The 18,303-nt window shown below is 62.1% G+C and carries 13 protein-coding genes and 2 pseudogenes; 11 read left to right on the top strand and 4 right to left on the bottom strand.

What is annotated here, in order from left to right; all coding sequences use genetic code 11:
- The first annotated feature begins 43 nt into the window (after window positions 1-43).
- Window positions 44-1,453, top strand: a pseudogene (locus RS887_RS19315) (VOC family protein).
- 518 nt (window positions 1,454-1,971) lie between these two features.
- Here RS887_RS19315 and RS887_RS19320 read toward each other — a convergent pair.
- The 4 genes from RS887_RS19320 to RS887_RS19335 all read right to left on the bottom strand — a co-directional run bounded on the left by RS887_RS19320 (window position 1,972) and on the right by RS887_RS19335 (window position 6,872).
- Complete coding sequence (locus RS887_RS19320) at window positions 1,972-2,550, bottom strand: hypothetical protein (RefSeq protein ID WP_322616600.1); 579 nt, start codon at window positions 2,548-2,550, stop codon at window positions 1,972-1,974.
- A 117-nt stretch (window positions 2,551-2,667) separates the two neighbouring features.
- Window positions 2,668-3,741, bottom strand: a complete 1,074-nt coding sequence (locus tag RS887_RS19325; protein WP_322616601.1) for a lipocalin-like domain-containing protein — start codon at window positions 3,739-3,741, stop codon at window positions 2,668-2,670.
- A complete protein-coding gene (locus RS887_RS19330) occupies window positions 3,731-6,202 on the bottom strand; it encodes an ABC transporter permease (RefSeq protein WP_322616602.1) in 2,472 nt (823 codons plus the stop codon). Before RS887_RS19330 ends, RS887_RS19325 begins: the two co-directional genes overlap by 11 nt.
- 1 nt (window position 6,203) lies before the next feature.
- Window positions 6,204-6,872, bottom strand: coding sequence for an ABC transporter ATP-binding protein (locus RS887_RS19335; protein ID WP_322616603.1), 669 nt, complete (start codon window positions 6,870-6,872; stop codon window positions 6,204-6,206).
- A 1,324-nt stretch (window positions 6,873-8,196) separates the two neighbouring features.
- Here RS887_RS19335 and RS887_RS19340 point away from each other — a divergent pair.
- From RS887_RS19340 to RS887_RS19385, 10 genes and pseudogenes are all read left to right on the top strand, one after another.
- Entirely contained in the window at window positions 8,197-9,549 is a 1,353-nt protein-coding gene (locus RS887_RS19340) for a UDP-glucose/GDP-mannose dehydrogenase family protein (protein WP_322616604.1), read from the top strand.
- Window positions 9,546-9,674 (top strand): hypothetical protein, encoded by a 129-nt coding sequence (locus RS887_RS19345; protein WP_322616605.1) that lies wholly within the window; start codon window positions 9,546-9,548, stop codon window positions 9,672-9,674. Before RS887_RS19340 ends, RS887_RS19345 begins: the two co-directional genes overlap by 4 nt.
- Window positions 9,675-9,725: 51 nt before the next feature.
- Window positions 9,726-10,436, top strand: coding sequence for a sugar transferase (locus RS887_RS19350; protein WP_322616606.1), 711 nt, complete (start codon window positions 9,726-9,728; stop codon window positions 10,434-10,436).
- On the top strand, window positions 10,437-11,084 hold the full coding sequence (locus RS887_RS19355; protein ID WP_322616607.1) for a CpsD/CapB family tyrosine-protein kinase: 648 nt from the start codon (window positions 10,437-10,439) through the stop codon (window positions 11,082-11,084). It abuts the gene before it with no gap.
- Window positions 11,085-11,106: 22 nt separating this feature from the next.
- A complete protein-coding gene (locus tag RS887_RS19360) occupies window positions 11,107-12,147 on the top strand; it encodes a polysaccharide biosynthesis/export family protein (protein WP_322616608.1) in 1,041 nt (346 codons plus the stop codon).
- A gap of 14 nt (window positions 12,148-12,161) precedes the next feature.
- Window positions 12,162-13,753: pseudogene (locus RS887_RS19365) on the top strand (GumC family protein).
- Window positions 13,750-14,844, top strand: a complete 1,095-nt coding sequence (locus tag RS887_RS19370) for a glycosyltransferase family 4 protein (RefSeq protein ID WP_322616609.1) — start codon at window positions 13,750-13,752, stop codon at window positions 14,842-14,844. The pseudogene RS887_RS19365 and the gene RS887_RS19370 overlap by 4 nt, the downstream one beginning before the upstream one ends.
- A complete protein-coding gene (locus tag RS887_RS19375; protein WP_322616610.1) occupies window positions 14,841-16,208 on the top strand; it encodes an O-antigen ligase family protein in 1,368 nt (455 codons plus the stop codon). Before RS887_RS19370 ends, RS887_RS19375 begins: the two co-directional genes overlap by 4 nt.
- A complete protein-coding gene (locus tag RS887_RS19380; protein ID WP_322616611.1) occupies window positions 16,205-17,173 on the top strand; it encodes a glycosyltransferase in 969 nt (322 codons plus the stop codon). Before RS887_RS19375 ends, RS887_RS19380 begins: the two co-directional genes overlap by 4 nt.
- Window positions 17,166-18,302 (top strand): glycosyltransferase, encoded by a 1,137-nt coding sequence (locus RS887_RS19385; RefSeq protein WP_322616612.1) that lies wholly within the window; start codon window positions 17,166-17,168, stop codon window positions 18,300-18,302. The genes RS887_RS19380 and RS887_RS19385 overlap by 8 nt, the downstream gene beginning before the upstream one ends.
- Window position 18,303: the final 1 nt, after the last annotated feature.

Below are 18,303 nucleotides of genomic sequence, written 5' to 3' on the forward strand. Positions count from 1 at the left end.
TCTTTCGTCCATCCTTTACGTCACCGCGCCAGGAATCCTGTTCATGAATCACCCGAACTTCGTCAGCCCTGACTTGATCCGCCAACGCTTCTCCAAAGCGATGTCCGACATGTACCGCGAGGAAGTGCCATTGTACGGCGCGCTGATGGAACTGGTGGAACAGACCAACCGTCACGTGCTGGAAAGCGATCCGCAACTCCTGCAGCAGCTCACGAGCACCGGCGAAATCGAGCGCCTGGACCTGGAGCGACACGGGGCGATCCGCGTCGGCACGGCCGATGAACTGGCGACCCTCGCGCCCGCCTGTTCGCGGTGATGGGTATGCAACCGGTGGGTTACTACGACCTGACGCCGGCCGGCGTGCCGGTGCATTCCACCGCTTTTTCGCGCGGTGCACGAAGCGTCGTTGCAGGTCAGCCCGTTCCGGGTGTTCACCTCGCTGTTGCGCCTGGAATTGATCGAAGACCTGGAGCTGCGAGCGTTTGCCCAGTCGATGCTCGACCAGCGCTCGATCTTCACCCCCACGGCCCTCACGCTCATCGAGCGTGCCGAATCCCAGGGTGGCCTGACCGGGCAGGAAGCCCTGGAGTTCGTCGAACAGGCCCTGGAAACCTTTCGCTGGCACCACAGCGCCACCGTCACTGCCGAGCAGTATCAAAAGCTCAGCGCCCAGCATCGTCTGATCGCAGACGTAGTGGCGTTCAAGGGCCCGCACATCAACCACCTGACACCACGGACCCTGGACATCGACATCGTTCAGGCGCAAATGCCGGCCCATGGCATCACCCCCAAAGCGGTGATCGAAGGCCCGCCCCGCCGCCAGTGCCCGATCCTGCTGCGCCAGACCAGTTTCAAGGCCCTCGACGAGCCGATTGCCTTTACCGATCAAAACGAAGCTCGCGGCAGCCACAGCGCCCGCTTCGGCGAGATCGAACAGCGCGGTGCTGCTCTCACGCCCAAGGGCCGCGCACTGTACGACCGCTTGCTCAATGCCGCACGGGACGAACTCGAGGACTTCCCCAACGAAGCCAACGCCGCGCGCTATAACGCCCTGATGGCGCAGCACTTCAACGAGTTCCCCGACACCTGGGAAGGCATGCGCCAACAGAGCCTGGCTTACTTCCGCTACTTCGTGACGGAAAAAGGCCTGGCGCAGGGCGACCTGAAAAACGCCGCCCTGGAAGACCTGCTCGACAGCGGTTGCCTGCGGGTTGAACCGCTGGTGTATGAAGACTTCCTGCCGGTCAGCGCGGCGGGGATTTTTCAGTCAAACCTGGGGGACGCGGCGCAGGCCCGTTATGGTGTGCACTCCAATCAGCAAGCGTTCGAAAAGGCTCTGGGCCGACCGACGATCGATGAACTGGGGCTGTATGCCCAGAGCCAGCAGCGTTCAATCGAACAGTGTTTCGCCGCGCTGGCCGAGGTTGTTCAAGCCAGTAAAAAACATGACTGAACGACTTCTCACCGCTCAATAAAAAAGGTTCTTCACGCACCCCCGGGAAACTGTAGGAGCCGGCTTGCCGGCGATGGACTCACATGCGCCGCGATTATCCAGTTCACACGCGTTATCGTTAACGACCATCGCTGGCAAACCAGCTCCTGCAAGAGACCGCGTCCGACCTCAATACCAGCGAAAGGCCCCAAAAAAATGGGCGACCTGATGGTCGCCCGTTTTTTATATCCAAAACTTTCAATACAGCAAATAAGGTGTTCGCCCAGTGCAATGGCCTCGGCAATCCATGCACTGGTAAAGAGCCCTGACACTGGGCGAACGGAAAGTATTTTAGTAGAAGCGAATTAATATGTCCGCACTACAAAAATGAAATTTATCGACACAACATTTAACAAAATGTCGACTTAAATACTATGCCACCCGGAATATTAAACTCACCAGTTCGACCATTCGAGTTGATTATTCCTATACAAAACCTGCACAAAAACAATCAACCCGTTTAGAGCCAACATTCAATATCAGTGCTTGCTGGTCACCGTCAATATATCGGTGTAAACCACGTTCACGCTTTGCCCGACTTTCAGGTCCTTGAGTTTGGCCTGGACTTCAGGTCGCTTGACGTCAACCGTCTTGGACTTGCCTTCCGGGTTTTCGAAGGTCACCTGGTGTTTCTTCAGGTCAATGTGGGTGATTTTAAGCTGCACTTTCACCTGACGGTAAGCTTCGCCGCCGGGGTTGGCGCTACCGGGTGCCGCGCGCACTTCGCCACTGGCTTCGGCGGTGCCTGGCAAGCCTTTGTCGACATCGGTGTCGAGGTAGGCGGCAACGGCGCTGGTGACCCTGATGTCGACCGTATCGCCGGCCTTGAGGTTCTTGAGGTTTTTCGCCTTGTCGGTCAATTGCACCGGGAACTCATTACCCTGCGGGCCTTTGAGGACCACGGAATGGTTCGCGGTATCGACCGAAACGACTTGGGTGGAGACCTGATCAGCCACCACGACTTCCGACAACGGGATATCGGCGGCAACCGCGCCAAAACTGGCGCCAGACAGCAAAGTAGCGAGGGTGATGGCTTTGGTCAGTGCGTGGCGTTTCATAGGCAGAACTTTCCCTGTGATAGATGGCAACAGACGGCGTTGAAGCCAGGCTCGACGCCATGTGTGCGATGAGCATAGACGCTGTTCGGCGAGTGGGCGCCGCGAGGCGCTGATTTTCTAATACCCGGTCATTTCCAGATATCCGTTCCCGGCATGGCTGCCACTGAGGCGTACCGGGCCTTCCCAATAAGGAATGCGCAAATCCATCCAGGCCTGGGGATTGAGCGCGGTGATGACGATATCAAGGTGTCTGGCGGGGATCCTGATCGACCAGCGAACAGGCATCTCGCGTCCGGCCACGCGGGCGGTGTCTTGCGGGGTCAGGTTGATGTCGCTGGCGTGCAGCAATTGTGTCTGGCCCCGGGCGTCGATCCAGGTACCGGTGAGGTAAGGCTCGCCGTCCTTTTGCCGCATGCGATACAGCATCACCTGCTCGCCGCTGTCCAGGTGCAGGGAGAACCAGTCCCAACCGCTCTGGTTGGCCGTCAGGGGCTGGCTGCTCCATTCACGGTCAAGCCAGGCCGGGCCACTGACCTGGAAAGTCTGGCCGTCGATGTCCAGAGTGCCGCTGGCCTGGAAAAACGGCTGGCTGTAGTAATAAGAGGCCTGGCCCTGTTCGGATTTCTGGCTGAAGCCCTGGTCCCCCTGAAGCACCAGCGGACCTGTCGAGGTCAACCGCAACCGGTAGCTGAAACGCTTGTCGCGAGCGCTGAGCAGCAGGTCGGCCAATGGATTGTCGGCAGTCGCCTGGCTACGCAATTGCCAGTCGTCGATCCATGCATTGAACGGCGCGACGCTGACACCGGCCTGACCGATGCCGCCGCGGGCATAACGTTCGGCCGCGTGATGCGCCGTCGCCGACGTCACCGCCGCGTGACCGAGCCAGATCGTTTGATTCTGCCAACCCGTCACCTCGGGGGCGGCTTTCAAGGCACTGCGGAACAACGTCCATTGCGCGCCGAACTCATGCCCCTGATCGTCCTTCAGGTTGGCCGTGACGTACCACCATTCGATGCGAAAGCCGTCGTGCGCGCCGTGATCCGCCGGGAAGCTGAACACCCGACCGGGCACCACCGGGGTGAACGCCGCGGCCTGGTTAACCAGCCCGGCAAAACCCTTTTCGACCGGTGCCGGTTGCTCGCAACCGCTCGCCAGCAGCATCAGGAGCAACACACCGACTTTATTCTTCATGGGCAAACGTCCGCAGCAGATCCGCCGGTTGCGTGCGGTACAAACGGTACAACGGCCAGGCCGAGGCCAGTAACGTCGCCACCAGCGCCAACCCCATCAACTGCAGCAGTTGCCATGGAAACACCCGCAGCGGCAGGCGCCAGCCAAAGGCCTGCACGTTGATCACCGTGTCCAGGCACCACGCCAGGGCGATGCCAAGCGGCAACGCCAGCACCAGGGTCAGCAGCGCCAGCAACCAGGTTTGCCCGAGGTTGAGCAACATCAGATGCCGACGTGTCACGCCCAGCGCCCACAGCGGCGCCAGTTGCCCGAGACGGCTCTGGCTTTGGGTCAACAGACTGATGAACAACGCCACCCCGGCCACGCACAGCGTCAGGCTATTGAGCGCGGCGGTGGCGGCAAAGGTGCGTTCGAAGATTTGCGTGGACCAGCCCTTGAGCCGCGCCTGATCGACGATGCGGCTGTCGTCCAGGGTGAAACGCGCCTGCAACGCCGTGACGAACGCCGGGATCGACGCCGGATCGATGCGCAGGTTGAAGCGGTTCGGCGTCAGTTGCGGCCAGCCGCGCAACAGGTGGCGGACGTTCACCAGAATGTGGCCCTTGGGATTGCCATAGTCGGCGTAGATCCCGACGATTCGCGGCACCCAAGGGCCCGTGGGCGTCGGCAGCGCCAGGTGATCACCCAGTTGCACCTGCAGGCGCCGGGCCAGTTGTTCGCTGAGCATCACCGCATCGTCCTTGGCCAGTCGCTCCCATGGGTCATCGCCCAGGGCTTCGAGCAGCGGCCAGTGCTGGCGATAGGTCGGGTGGTCGATGATCCCGGACAGGTCCGTCGGCCAGCCCTGCAACTGGATCGACACCTGCCAGTTGGGCAGCACCGCCGCCAGTTGCGGCTGCTGGTTGAGCCAGCTGTTCAGCTCCCGGGCCTGGGCCGGGTTCTGTGGGTTGAGGTAAAGCTCGGCCGTCAGCCGTTGCTCGAGCCAGTCGCTGAAGGTCTGGCGAAAGCCCGCGGTCATGCTGCCGGCCCCGATATTCGCCGCCATGGCCAACAGCAGCGCCATCAATGCCAGGCTCAGCGCCGGCAATTGCTGGCGGCAATCGGCGACAAACCATTGGCCAAGCACCGAGCGACTGCGCTGCGAACCGAGATTGAGCAGCGAACTGAGCACCACCGGCAGTGCCAGAGCGGCACCGACCAACAGCGCCGCCATCAACGCGAAGCCACTGACCAGGCTGTCGCCGAAGAACAGCGCCAGCAGCGCGATCACTCCGGCCATTGCCGCCACCCCGCCCTGGCGCCGCAACCAACGGGCATGGGCCTGATGCCAGGCCTGCGGGTCGGCCAGCGCCAGCAAGGGCAAACGCGCTGCCCGCAGCAGACTGTTGACCCCGGCCAGCATCGCGCCGATCAGGCTCAGGCCGATACCGCTGAACCACCATGACAGGCTGAGGCTCAACTGCCCCGCCACTTCGGCGCCGTACAAGCCGCGCAGGCTGGCGGCGACATCCGGCAACAGCATGCTGGCCAGCAGGTAGCCGCTGACCACCCCGGCCACGCCGCCGATCAGGGCCAGTCCTCCCAGTTCGACGGCGAGACAAGCGATCAGCATCCGCGCACTCACACCGCAGGCACGCAAGGTCCGGAGCAAGCCTCGCCGCTGCTCCAACGCCAACCCGATGGCGGCATGCACGATGAACAGACCGACCACGAACGACAGCCCCCCCAGGGCATCGAGGTTCAGGTGAAAGCTTTCGGTCAGGCGCGCCAGGTTATTTTCTTCACCGGCGCTCTTGAGTTGCAACTGTCCCTTGAGCGCGTCCGGCAGCGGCGCGGTGAAACCCTTCGGTAACAGCAGTCGCGACAGTTGCTCCGGCAACCCCAGAATCTGCTGGGCAAAACCGATGTCCACCAGCAGCATGCCTGGCGCCATATCGGCCTGCACATGCAGCGGCGGCAGTGCCGCGCCAGTCAGGCTCAAGGGCCGGTCACCCTCGCGCAAACCCAGTGCCTGCAAGGTCTGCGACGATATCCAGGTACTGCCCGGCGGGCTGAAAAAGCCGACGACCTGTTCAATCGCCAAGGCCTGCCCGGCCACCGCCGCGCCAGCCGGCAGCGACACCGGCTCGATGCCCATCAACTGCAAGCGCTGCTCTTCGTGCCCCTTGAGCGTGACCCGCCCTTGCAGTACCGGTGACACAGGCCACCCCGCCTGGCGCAGATCGATAAACCATTGCTGTGGGAAGGTGCCGCCACCGGGCGCACTGAGGCTGGCTTGAAGTTCGCCGCCGATCAACTGACTGGCACGGGCATAGCTGTCGCGGGCCTGGCTGTTGAGTGCCTGGACACCGGTCAACAGGCTGGTGGCCAGCCACAGCCCGGTCAGCACACTGAAAAACTGCACCGGGTGCTGCCGCCAGTGGCTGAGCAGTGCCCGCAGGGTTTCGCCAAAGATGCGCATGTCAGCGCTCGCCCGCACTGGCCAGACGACCACCGCACAGCAAGGCTTTTTCCGCCAGCCGCGCCGCCACGCCGGGACTGTGGGTGACCATCAACAGGCTGGTGGGACTGTCGTCGAGCAATTCCAGCAGCAACTGCAACACCTCGGCGCCGGTGGTTTCATCGAGGCTGCCGGTGGGTTCGTCGGCCAGCAGCAAGGGTGGGCGTGACGCCAGCGCCCGGCCCAGTGCGACCCGTTGCTGCTGACCGCCGGACAGTTGCTCCGGGTAGCGCCGCAGCAACTCGCCCAAGCCCAGGCGCCGCACCAGATGCGCTTGCCAGCGTGGGTCATGGCGGCCCGCCAGACGCGCCTGAATCGCCAGATTGTCTTCGACCCGCAGGCTGCCGATCAGGTTGAATTGCTGGAACACCAGGCCGATTTCCGTACGGCGCCAGTTCGCCAGCTGCCCTTCGTTCATCTGTTCCAGACGATGCTCGCCACTGCGGATGCTGCCGCGATCGACCTTGTCCAGCCCGGCGATCAAGTGCAGCAGGGTGCTTTTGCCACTGCCTGACTCACCCATCAGTGCCAGGCTGCTGCCGGGCCTGAGCTTCAGGTCGACACCTTGCAGCACCGGCAGCGGCCCTTGCGGTGTGGCGTAGCTTTTGAAAACGCCGTGGACTTCAAGCATGGGGTAACCTGTTGGATATGCTTGGCCCAAGGATAGCGGCCCGCAATGGTATTTGTCCGGTGACGCTCATCGCCCCGCTCGGCCCCGGGACTTATCTCTGGATCCAGACACAGGCGGGGTTGTTTGCGAAGGCTGCACGATGTCTGTTTATCGGTGTGCATATCCGTTTTTGCGGTAACGGCCACTTATGGTTCCGCTTTTACAGCGGGTTACTTGGAAAAGCCCCAAGTAACCAAGGGCTCTTGCCCCTGACGTTCGGCCTCTCGAGGGGGCAAGAAGATCAAAAGCCAAAGCCAAAGCGAGGCGGCCTACTGGCCGGCCTGATCGCAATTGCACGCGTTCCCCTGTAGGAGCGAGCTTGCTCGCGATGGTCGTCAACGATGACGCGGGCTGTCTGAATCCCCGCGGTGTCCCGGCGTTTTTCGCGAGCAGGCTCGCTCCTACAGAAGAGCAGAGCAAAAGCAGGTCGGCGTACACCCAAGCTCTTCACCACCCAACAGGCCGAGCGTTAGCTCGCCTGCCGCTCTTGATCTTGATCCACCCGCCCCCTCGGCAGGCTGAGCGGAGGTGTTCATCCGGGGATGGGCGCATAGCGCCGTTCGACGCAGTCGAACCCATTGCATGTAGGTCGCGCGCAGCCGACCGGAGGGCAATGCCCCCGGATGGACACCGGAGCGAAGGTACCCCGAGCCTTGGCGAGGGGCCGGACGTTCGGGGCGAGCGCTTTTTTTGCTTACTTTTTTTGAGGCGCTTGTCAAAAAAAGTGAGTCGCCGTAAGGGCGAAACCGCCTGCCGCCGTTGCCCAAAAAACGGATATGTACTCAGTCAGGCCGCCTTCGCGAGCAAGTCGGATCGCCGCACCACCGCTCCCACAGGGAACCGGACGAGCCTGCACTTTGCCCGGCTCCAAACCCGCCGGTTTACCACACCCCGGCAAATTGATGCCCGTTGCCGTTCACAGGCGCCTGGCTGACGAACACAGCATCATTGAATTTGCCATGACTCGACAGGCACCTGGCCAACGAATTGTCGACCGATTTTAGATAACAGCACTACGCCACCCCACCGTTAAAAACTGTCGGACTTTGCGAGGAATCCGTTATTAACTCGGTGACTCAAACCTGACACACTCAGCTACAACCCTTGTATTTCAAGGCTCACGACCGCCTGGCGGTTTCTTGAGACTTTCGCCGGACAGCCAAAATCGGGAGCTGTTGCCCATTTGACATACCGGTCTGCCGACACGATTCGCCGAAGCTGGTCTATACCCCCCTTTTGACAGTCTTGCGCTGCAAATTTCCACCGTCTTACGAGGCACGCAAATATGGACGTGAGCGTATTTGGTACAGGCTATGTTGGCCTGATACAAGCAGCTGCACTGGCCGATGTCGGACATCGCGTCCTGTGTGTCGACATCGATCCGAACAAGATCCGGCAACTGCAACAGGCCGTGCCACCGATCAGTGAGCCGGGGCTGTCCGGCACCCTTGAAGAAAACATCAAGGCCGGTCGCTTGCTCTTCACCACCCAGGCCAGCGATGCGGTGGAGCACGCCGAACTGATTTTCATCGCCGTCGGTACACCCGCCGACGAAGACGGTTCAGCTGACCTCAGCCATGTGCTGAACGTGGCCCGGCAGATCGCCAGTTGCATGGAGGCCGACCGCACCCTGATCATCAAGTCTACGGTGCCGGTGGGTACGGCGGACCAGGTCAGCGCTACTGCCGTTGAAGCGTTGCAGCATCGCGGCAAAAGCTCGCTGAAGGTACGGGTGGTGTCCAACCCGGAATTTCTCAAGGAAGGCAGTGCCCTGGCCGATTGCATGCGCCCGGACCGGATCATCGTCGGCACCGGCGACGATGAAGCCCGTAGCCAGATGAGCGAACTCTACGCGCCGTTCTGCCGCAACCACGACAAATTGATGTTCATGGACAACCGCAGCGCCGAGCTGACCAAGTACGCGGCGAACGCGATGCTGGCCACGCGCATCAGTTTCATGAACGAACTGGCCAACCTCACCGAGTTGCTGGGGGCCGATGTCGAAGCCGTGCGCAAAGGCATCGGTTCGGACCCGCGCATCGGTTACCACTTCATCTACCCCGGTTGCGGCTTCGGCGGTTCGTGCTTCCCCAAGGACCTGCGCGCCCTGTTGCACACCGCCGAACACGCCGGAATGCCCCTGAAGTTGCTGCGTAGTGTGACCGACGTCAACGACCACCAGCGGCATATTCTGTTCAGCAAACTCAAGGCGCAATTTCCCGGTGGCCTGGCCGGAAAATCCATCGCGGTGTGGGGCCTGGCGTTCAAACCCAACACCGATGACATGCGCGAAGCACCCAGCCGCTACCTGATGGAAGCGCTTTGGGCCGAAGGCGCGAGCGTGCAGGCCTACGACCCGGAAGCCATGTCCGAATGCCGGCGCATTTACGGTTACCGCGGTGACCTGCACCTGTGCGCCACCCGCGATGACACACTCGAAGACGCTGACGCCCTGGTGATCTGCACCGAGTGGAAGAACTTCCGCGTGGTCGACTTCGACCTGTTGGCGAGCAAACTGCGTCAACGGGTGATCGTGGACGGGCGCAACCTGTACAGCCCGGAACAGGTGGCGGCCGCCGGCCTGCACTACAGCGGCATTGGCTTGCGCCACATCGTGCCCGAGGCCGTACGTCCATGAAGATTCTCGTCAGCGGAGTGGCCGGTTTCCAGCTGTGTATCGAGCAGGATGAGGGACCGGGGCGCTTCGTTGCCTGGTTCCGCACTGACTACTGCCTACCTGTCGCCCACGCCGCACACGGCTGAACTCTGCGGAGGATTTATGTCTGATCACGAAAAAGTGTACCCCTTGGCAAAATGCATAGGGACAAGCGCCTGGACCCCGAGCAACGCAGGCGCATGGATGCCGCCATCCACATGCAGGGCCGTGGCTGGATGACCGGTCGCGAAGGTGGCCGGCCGTGGACCCTGTCACGCACCAACCGCGTCCTGGCCTGCTTCGGCGCGCTGCTGATCCTGGTGCTGATTTCCCCGTTGCTGCTGGGGCTGGCGCTGGCCATCAGACTCACCAGCCCGGGGCCGGTGATGTTCGTGCAGAAACGCACCGGTTATCGCGGCCGCATGTTCGGCATGTACAAATTTCGCACCATGGTCGCCAACGCCGAGGAGCTCAAGGAGTCCCTGCGGCACCTCAACAAGCACGGTGCCGACGCCATCGATTTCAAGATCGACAAGGACCCGCGTATCACCGCTATCGGCGGTTTCCTGCGGCGCACCAGTCTCGACGAGCTGCCGAACCTGTTCAACGTGGTGACCGGCGACATGCGCCTGGTAGGCCCCAGACCGACTTCGTTCAATGCCTACCGCTACAAGAACGAACACCTCGTTCGCCTGAGCATCTACCCCGGCATGACCGGCCTGTGGCAAATCTCCGGGCGCAGCAATATCGATTTCGACCAGCGCGTTGAGTTGGACGTTACCTATATCACCGAGCAGAGCCTGCTGCTCGATTTGAAGATTCTGCTGAAAACCCCTTTCAAAGTATTCAGCGGTCACGGGGCAAGTTGAATGGACGGTTCAACGGCCAAAAGCCTCAGTATTGCCAGCCCGAGCGAGTCCAACCTGACATCGACCGTGCTCGACCAGAACCTGCGGATCCTTTTCCTGACCGCCGCCAACCCCGGCGCAGGCACCACCACCAGCGCCCTGGCGCTGGCCAGTCAACTGGCGAAGATGAGCGGCGGCCTGGTGCTGCTGGTGGATGCCAGTCAGTCGGCGACCAACCTCACGCAACAGTTGGGGCTGAGCAAGGAACGGGGGTTTCGCGACTTGTTGTTCAACACCCAGAGCCCGCCCTTGTTGCAGGACTGCGTGGTGGATGTCTCCAGCCTGCCTTTTCACGTTCTGCCATTCGGCCGCTACTCCCGTGGCAACGAACACCTGACACCCGAGCGCCTGAGCCCGCTGCTCGATCAACTCGGCATCCGGTACCGTTTCGTGGTGATCGACGGCGACGCGGTGTATTCGGCCACCGACACCCTGGTCATCAGCACCCAGGTGGACGGCGTGGTCCTGGTCGTGCGCTCGGAAGACACCCGCTGGGAAGTGGCCCAGGCCGCCGCCCAGCGCTTGAGCCAGGCCGGAGCGAAGCTGGTCGGCAGCGTGTTCAACCGACGCAAGTACTACATGCCCGAATGGCTGTACAGAAACCTGTGAGCAATCAGACAAGGATGACGCCATGAACGCCAAGATGCTTGTCCTGCTTTTGCTGCCCCTTGCAGGTTGCTCCAGCACTTCCTCCGACGATTCCCAAGGCATGCCGGTGCAAATTCTCACGGCCCCACCGGCCAACGCCCAGGCCACCGACGTGCCCAAGGTCGAGCAGACCCTGCGCCCACAGGATGTGCTGGACGTGATATTCCACATCAGCACCAGTGGCTCGGCCGCCTATCGCGTGCAGTCCGGGGACACGATCGCGCTGAACTTCACCGCCGCCAGCCAGTTCAACGGCAATCAGTTGGTGCTGCCCGATGGCACCATCGAACTGCCGGGGGCCCACACCACGGTGAAAATCGAGGGCCTGACCCGCGATGAAGCACGGGACGCGATTCAGCGCGCCTACGATCGCAAACAGCTGTTCCAGCCCAACCGCAATCAGCTGTCAGTGATGGTGGTGAACCCGCTGGCCAATGAGTGGAGCCTCAAGTCCGCGCTCAACCACCCCACCACCGGCATGAGCCGGGAAATCACGGTGGGCACCGACGGCTACGCCAGTTTCCCGGAAATCGGCGCCGTGCCGCTGCAAGGCATGACCGTCAACCAACTGGAGGCTTACCTCAATAAACGCTACGCCACCTTGCCGGGTCGCATGACCGTGGACGTGCTGCTCAAGTCCACCGCCGGCAACGAAATCTACGTACTGGGTGAAGTCGGCCAGCCGGGCGCCTATCCGATCCGCCGCCCGGTGTCAGTACTCGAGGCCCTGACCATGGCCCGCGGTTCCAACGTCAAGGCACGCCTGGACTCGGTGATGATCATGCGGCGCAACGGCAACCAGGTGGTCGCGCATCGTTACGACGTGGAAAAAGCCTTGTCCGGCGACGCCAGCCAGATCGCCTACCTGCAAGCGGACGACATGCTGTACGTGCCCAAGACCAGACTGGCCAGCGCCGGTGAGCTCGCGCGGCAACTGGCGGACGTCGTGTTGTTCCAGGGCATGGGCCTCAGCTTCAGCTACCGCGTCGACAACAAAAACGACAGCAGCGGCAACAACAACTGACTCTCAGGTGACCCATGAATCCAAAGGAAAATTACCTGCATGAGTTCTTCAGGATCTTCTTCGCCAACAAGCAGTTGGTGAAGCGAGTCTTCCTGGTCTTTGCGGTGATCGCCCTGGTCTTGCCGCAGTTGCTCAAGCAAAGCTTCGATATCACCGCCCAGGTGATCGTGCAGTCCAAGAAAATCTCCCAGGGGGATGCCACCAGTACCCTCAACCAGGAAAACGCTTCCTTCATTCCGCCGTCACTGGCGGACATGGAGACCGAGAGCAATATCCTGCGTTCGCCGGCCTTGATCCGCCAGACCATCGGCCAGCTACGGGAAAAGGGTGAGTACACGCTGCCGGTGAGCGCCTTCAACAAACTGCTGGTGCAGCCGTTCAAACGGTTTGTGAGCAACCCTGTTCGCGAGCACGTGATCAACCCGGTTCGCAGCCTGCTCGGGCTGCAGACCGATCCGGTCCGCGACACCGTGCTCGATGCCCTCACGCAGCAAGCGTCCGCTGCCCTCAAGGTTGAAACCTTGTCGGGCTCCAACGTGATCTCGATCGTGTACCGCTTCCCTGACCCGGCCCAAGGCACCCGTTTCGTCGCCGCCCTGCTGCAAAATTACCTGGTCAGCCGCCAGGAAATGCAATCCATCGACCTGCCGCAGAGCTTCTACGAAACCAAGAAGTTGCAGTACCAGGTGCGTCTCGATGGCCTGGAAGCCAATCGCCTGGCCTTGCTCGAAAGCATCGGCTCGTCCGACCCCAAGGAAGAAATCACGTTCCGCCTCAACGCAATCAACACCGAGGAGCAGGCGCTCAACCTGTATCAGGACCGACTGCTGCAAAGCCAGCGCTGGCTCGATTACCTGAAAACCAGTCTGGCGACCGCCAACAACGCCAGATTCACCGACTACACCTTCCCCTACACCTTCACCACCACGGTCGACAGCGTCGCTCTCGAAGACCGCGAGATCAAGCAACTGGGTGAGCAACTGACAACCCTGGTCAGCCGCTACATGGACGACCTGGCGGTCTTTCAGCCCGGCAGTGAGCCGATGCAAATGGTCCGCGAGCAAATCATCCGGGCCCGTGGGCAATTCCTGAAGATTGTCAGCAACCGGATTCAGGAGCGCACCAGCGACCTGGCGACGATCAGCTCGGTTATCGAGCAGAAAACCGCGCGCATTGCCGAGTTCAAGAATCGCGTCCACCAGTTGCAGGAAACCCGGAGTAAGCTGCGGCAGATGGACACCGAGATCAACGCGCTGCACAAGGCGTTCGGCACCTATGCCCAGCGTTTCGCCGAAAGCAGCACGGCGCGCGCGCTGGACAACGACCTGTCCAACGCACGGGTGCTCAGCCCGCCGTTCGAACCGACCGAAGCGGCGTTCCCAAGCCGATGCTGATCATTCCGTTCGGGCTGTTCACCGGTTTGCTGCTGGCGATTGCCCTGGTCTATGTGCGTGAGTTCTTCGACCACCGCTTCAAGCACCCTGCGCAAATCACCCATGAACTGGGCTTGCCGGTGCTGCTGGTGATCAACGATCAAAGCACCCGGCCGCACAACCCGCACAAGAAATGGAGTGTGCCAGCCCTCGTGCATTGGGTGCGCAATTGAACGCGCCGCTCGGCACCACCCACGACCTGCCGATCATTCATTTGCTCAGCAGTGGCGGCTTCTATGGGGCCGAGCGGATGCTGCTGGATCATTGCCTGGCGACGCCGGGGCAGCACCAGGTGCTGTTTCTCGATGCGCCGCCAGAACTGATCGCGCGTTTTCGCGAGGCCGGAGTCGATTGCCTCGGCTGTGCAGGCCTGGTCGCGTTGCTGGGACATTTGCGCCAGCGACGGAACCAGCGGCCACTGATCAATACGCACAACTTCAAGGGTCTGTTGTTCGGCTGGGTCGGCGCGACGCTGTTGCGCCTGCCACTGGTGATCACCCAGCACGGCTTCACCCCGCGCAGTCGCAAGCAGAAGTTCTACACCTGGCTGAGCCTGCAACTGTGCCGCACCGCCTCGGTGAACCGGGTGGTGTGTGTCGCCGAAAGCATTGCCGCGCTGCACCGTCAGGCCAATGTGCGCGCGGACAAACTGCAGGTGATCCCCAATGGCCTGCCGGCGGCCAACGGCTTGCTGCCGCACAGTGGCGAACGTCAACGCCGGCTGGCCGGATACGTTGGGCGCCTGAGCAGCGAAAAAGGCCCTGACCTGTTTCTCGACGCACTGATCCCGTTATGTCAGCAGTACCCGCAACTGGACGCGGTGATGCTCGGCGATGGGCCGGAGCGGGAAAGCCTGCAGGCGCGGATCGACGAGGCAGGCTTGCAGGCACGCATCACATTGCCGGGCTATCAGACCGACATGCGCGCCTGGTGGCAGCAACTCGATGCGCTGGTGATCAGTTCGCGCACCGAAGGCACGCCAATGATTCTGCTCGAAGCGATGCAGGCCGGAGTACCGGTGGTGGCCTTCGGCGTCGGCGGGATTCCCGATGTCTTGCAGGACCGCCACAACGGCCTGCTCGCCGCGCCCACCGACAGCGCCGCCCTGGCCCGCCAGATCGGCGCGCTGCTGGATGACCCGGCCCTGGCCGGCGCGTTGATCGACAACGCAAAACAGACGCAACGGGATCGCTACGACCTCAAGGCCCTGGCCGAACGCTGGTCGCAGCTTTACATCCGGACTGCACGGGAGCCGCGCGCGTGATTATTCCGCTCTCGATCGTCAGTTTGCTCGGCCTGGTCTGCCTCGGTTTGCTGGCCAGCCCTTATCCGTATCTGGCGCCGGGAGCGGTGCTGGGGCTGGTGGGCGTCGTGGTGCTGTACCGCAAACCGGCCTGGGGCCTGCTGGGCATTGTCGCCATCCTGCCTTTCGAAGGCCTGTTCAAGGACAACGCCTTGTCGGGCTCCAAGTTCCTCGGGGCTTCGCTGGCGCTGATCCTGATGCTGCAACTGGCGATTCACCAACTGCCGGCCGGGCATCTGCGCAGCAATATCTGGCGTTTCCTGATCGGGTTCATGGCGTTGTACCTGCTCAGCATGCTGAACACCGACGACATGGGTTTCTCCCTGGACCACCTGCGCGAATTGAGCGTCGGCCTGATTCTGTTTGTCATCACCCTGCTGGTCGGGCGTGAGTTGAACCTCGTCATGTTCGCCAAACTGGTTGCCATCAGTGTCGCGGTGACCTGCGCCATGGCGATGTTCTCTGCCAAATACCAGGACGACGGCCGTGCGTCGGGCATGCTCAACGACCCGAACCACTTTGCCCTGTTGATCGCCTTCGCCGTGCCCATGGCACTGTGGCTGGTGGTCCGCAGCCCGAACCTGTTGCACCGGCTGTTCTGGGGTGCCTGTGCCCTCTTGCTGCTGGGCGGCATGACCAAGACCGAATCACGTTCGGGGCTGGTGGTGATGTTGCTCAGCCTGCTGATCGGCGCGTGGCATTACCGCGCGCAGTTGCCAGGTATTCGTCCGCGCCACCTGGGCTTTGCCATGCTCGGCCTGGCCATTGTGATTCCGCTGGGGCTCTATGCGATGCCGCCCGGTTACGTGGCGCGTATCCAGTCGCTGAGCATCCTCAGCTCCGGGGCCAAGAGTCAGGACCAGTCCCTTGGCCGTCGCGCCTCCTACGTTGTGGTCGGCAGCGCCATGATCGCCGAGAACCCCTTGCTTGGCACCGGCCCCGGCACGTTCCCGCTGCACTACGCTACCACCGGTTATGCCAAGACCTTTGCCATGACCGGCAAGATCGAAGACCTGTACCGTCGCGCCCACAACACCTACCTGGAGATCTTCAGTGAACTGGGGATTCCCGCTGGCCTGATGTTCGTCGGCATGCTGGCCCTGGGTTTGTACAACCTGATTCGCGCCCGCCGCGCCTGGCTGTTGCGACGAGACGGGGATCAGGCCGATCTGATGACCCACCTGAGCATGACTTTTCTGTCGTTGACGTTGTTCCTGACGTTCCTCAGCGCGCCGAACCACAAGTACCTGTGGATCATGCTCGCGTTGAGCAGCGTGCTGCGCACTAAAGCCGAAGAAGCCCCGCCAACGGAGGTCAGGGCATGAACCGCATCAGCATCGTCATCCCGATGTACAACGAGGCCCGGCACATCGCCCGGACCCTGCAAGCGGCGCGACATGCCGCCGAGGCGGCCAACGTCGAATGCGAGTTGATCGTGGTCGATAACGGCTCCGACGACCAGGGCCCGGACATTGCCCGACAGTTCGGCGCCCAGGTTCTGGTCCTGCCCGGTCTGCTCATCGGCGCGTTGCGCAATCGCGGAGCGGCGATCGCCAGTGGTGAATGGCTGGCCTTCATCGATGCTGACATCGAGATGCCCGAGAACTGGCTTAAGCTGTTGTTCGACCTCGAGTCCGGCGGCCAGGCCGATGTCATCGGCCTTGACCTGCACACCCCGGCCGACGCGCCGTGGTACGCCGACGCCTGGCAGCGCCGCACCTTGCGTCCCGATACACAGCCGCTGCATGTCGCGCAATGGCTGCCCAGTTCCAACCTGCTGATGCGCCGTCGCTGGTTCGACAAGGTCGGTGGTTTCAATGAACAACTGCGCACCGGCGAGGACAAGGACCTGACCATGCGCCTGTCCGACGCGGGCGCGAAGCTGCTCTCGGTCAACCAAAGCGTGGCGCTGCATTGGGGCTACGAAGGCAGTTGGCGCGAATGGGTGGGCAAGGAATTGTGGCGTCAGGGCAGTCATCTGCAACTGCTGCACACCCATGGCCCGAGCCTGCGCCTGCTGCGTTTTCCGTTGCTGTCGATTGCCGTCTGGGGGATCGATATCGTGGCCATTTCCGCCTTGTTCGACGGTTCCCTCCAGCATGCGGCGCTGATGCTGCTGCTGACCGTCCTGCCCGCCCTGGCACTGAGCCTGCGTCAGAGCGCCAGGCACCGCGACACACTCCTGACCCTGCAACTCTGGGGCCTGCACTGGGTGCGCCTGCACCTGGCGGGCGCCGCATTCATCCTCAGCCTTTGTCATTGGAATGCCAGGAGGCCCGCCCGTGGCTGAATTCATTTTCTGGTTGTGCCTGTTGCTACCGGTATACGCCTACCTCGGCTATCCCTTGTTGCTGACGTTGCTGGCACCGTTTTACCCGGCACCGCGCCATGGACCTGCACAACCGATGAACGTGAGCATCGTGATTGCCGCACATAACGAAGCGCGGCATATCGAAGAAAAGCTGCGCACCGTGCTGGCCCAGGATTATCAGGCCAGCTCGCTGCAAATCATCCTCGCCAGCGACGGCTCGACCGATGACACCGTGGCCTGCGCGCGCCGGGTCGAGGACCCGCGTATCACCGTGCTCGACCTGCCCCGCCAGGGCAAGGCGGCGACGCTCAATGCCGGGGTCGCGATCAGCAGCGGCGCGATCCTGGTGTTCACCGACGCCGACAACCAGTGGTCGACCGATACCCTCGGCCATTTGCTCGCGCCGCTCAACGACCCGCAGGTCGGTGGCTGCGCCGGGCACATGGTGATCCCGGTGACCGGCAAGGGTTTGAGCGTTGGCGACAGCCTGTATCGGCACTATGAAGGCTGGCTGCGCTACGTGGAAAATCGCACCGGCTGCATGGTCTCCGCCGATGGCGCATTGCTCGCCCTGCGCCGCGAGTTGTTCCAGAACGTGCCGGCGGAGGTCAACGACGATTTCTTTATCAGCACCTGCGCACCGGTTGCGTTCAAGCGGATTGTCTATGTACCCCAGGCCCGGGTAATCGACCAGGGCGTGGACGAAGCCGACAAGCAATTCCGCCGTCAGCAGCGGGTCACGGTGGGAGGCCTGCAAAGCCTGGCCCAGCGCCGGGAGCTGCTGAATCCGCTGACCCACGGCCTGTATGCGGTTGCCTTGATCAGCCACAAGCTGATCCGCCGGCTGGCGCCGATCCTGTTGTTGCCGTTGCTGTTGAGCAATTTCTGGCTGTGGGAGGATCACGGCTTTTATCGCTTGAGCCTGATCGCACAACTGCTCGGTTACACGGTGGCTATCGCCGGCCTGCTGGATTCGCAACACCGCTTGCCCAAACCCTTTCGCCTGGCCGCGTTCCTCCTGGTGACCCTGGCCGGGATGAGCATCGGCCTGTGGCAGTTCCTGCGCGGTCGGCGTTACGCCCAATGGAATCCCGAGCAAAATCGATGAG

Origin of the sequence: Pseudomonas sp. BIC9C (genome assembly GCF_034541995.1) — a bacterium.
Classification (GTDB): Bacteria; Pseudomonadota; Gammaproteobacteria; order Pseudomonadales; family Pseudomonadaceae; genus Aquipseudomonas; species Aquipseudomonas fluorescens_CC.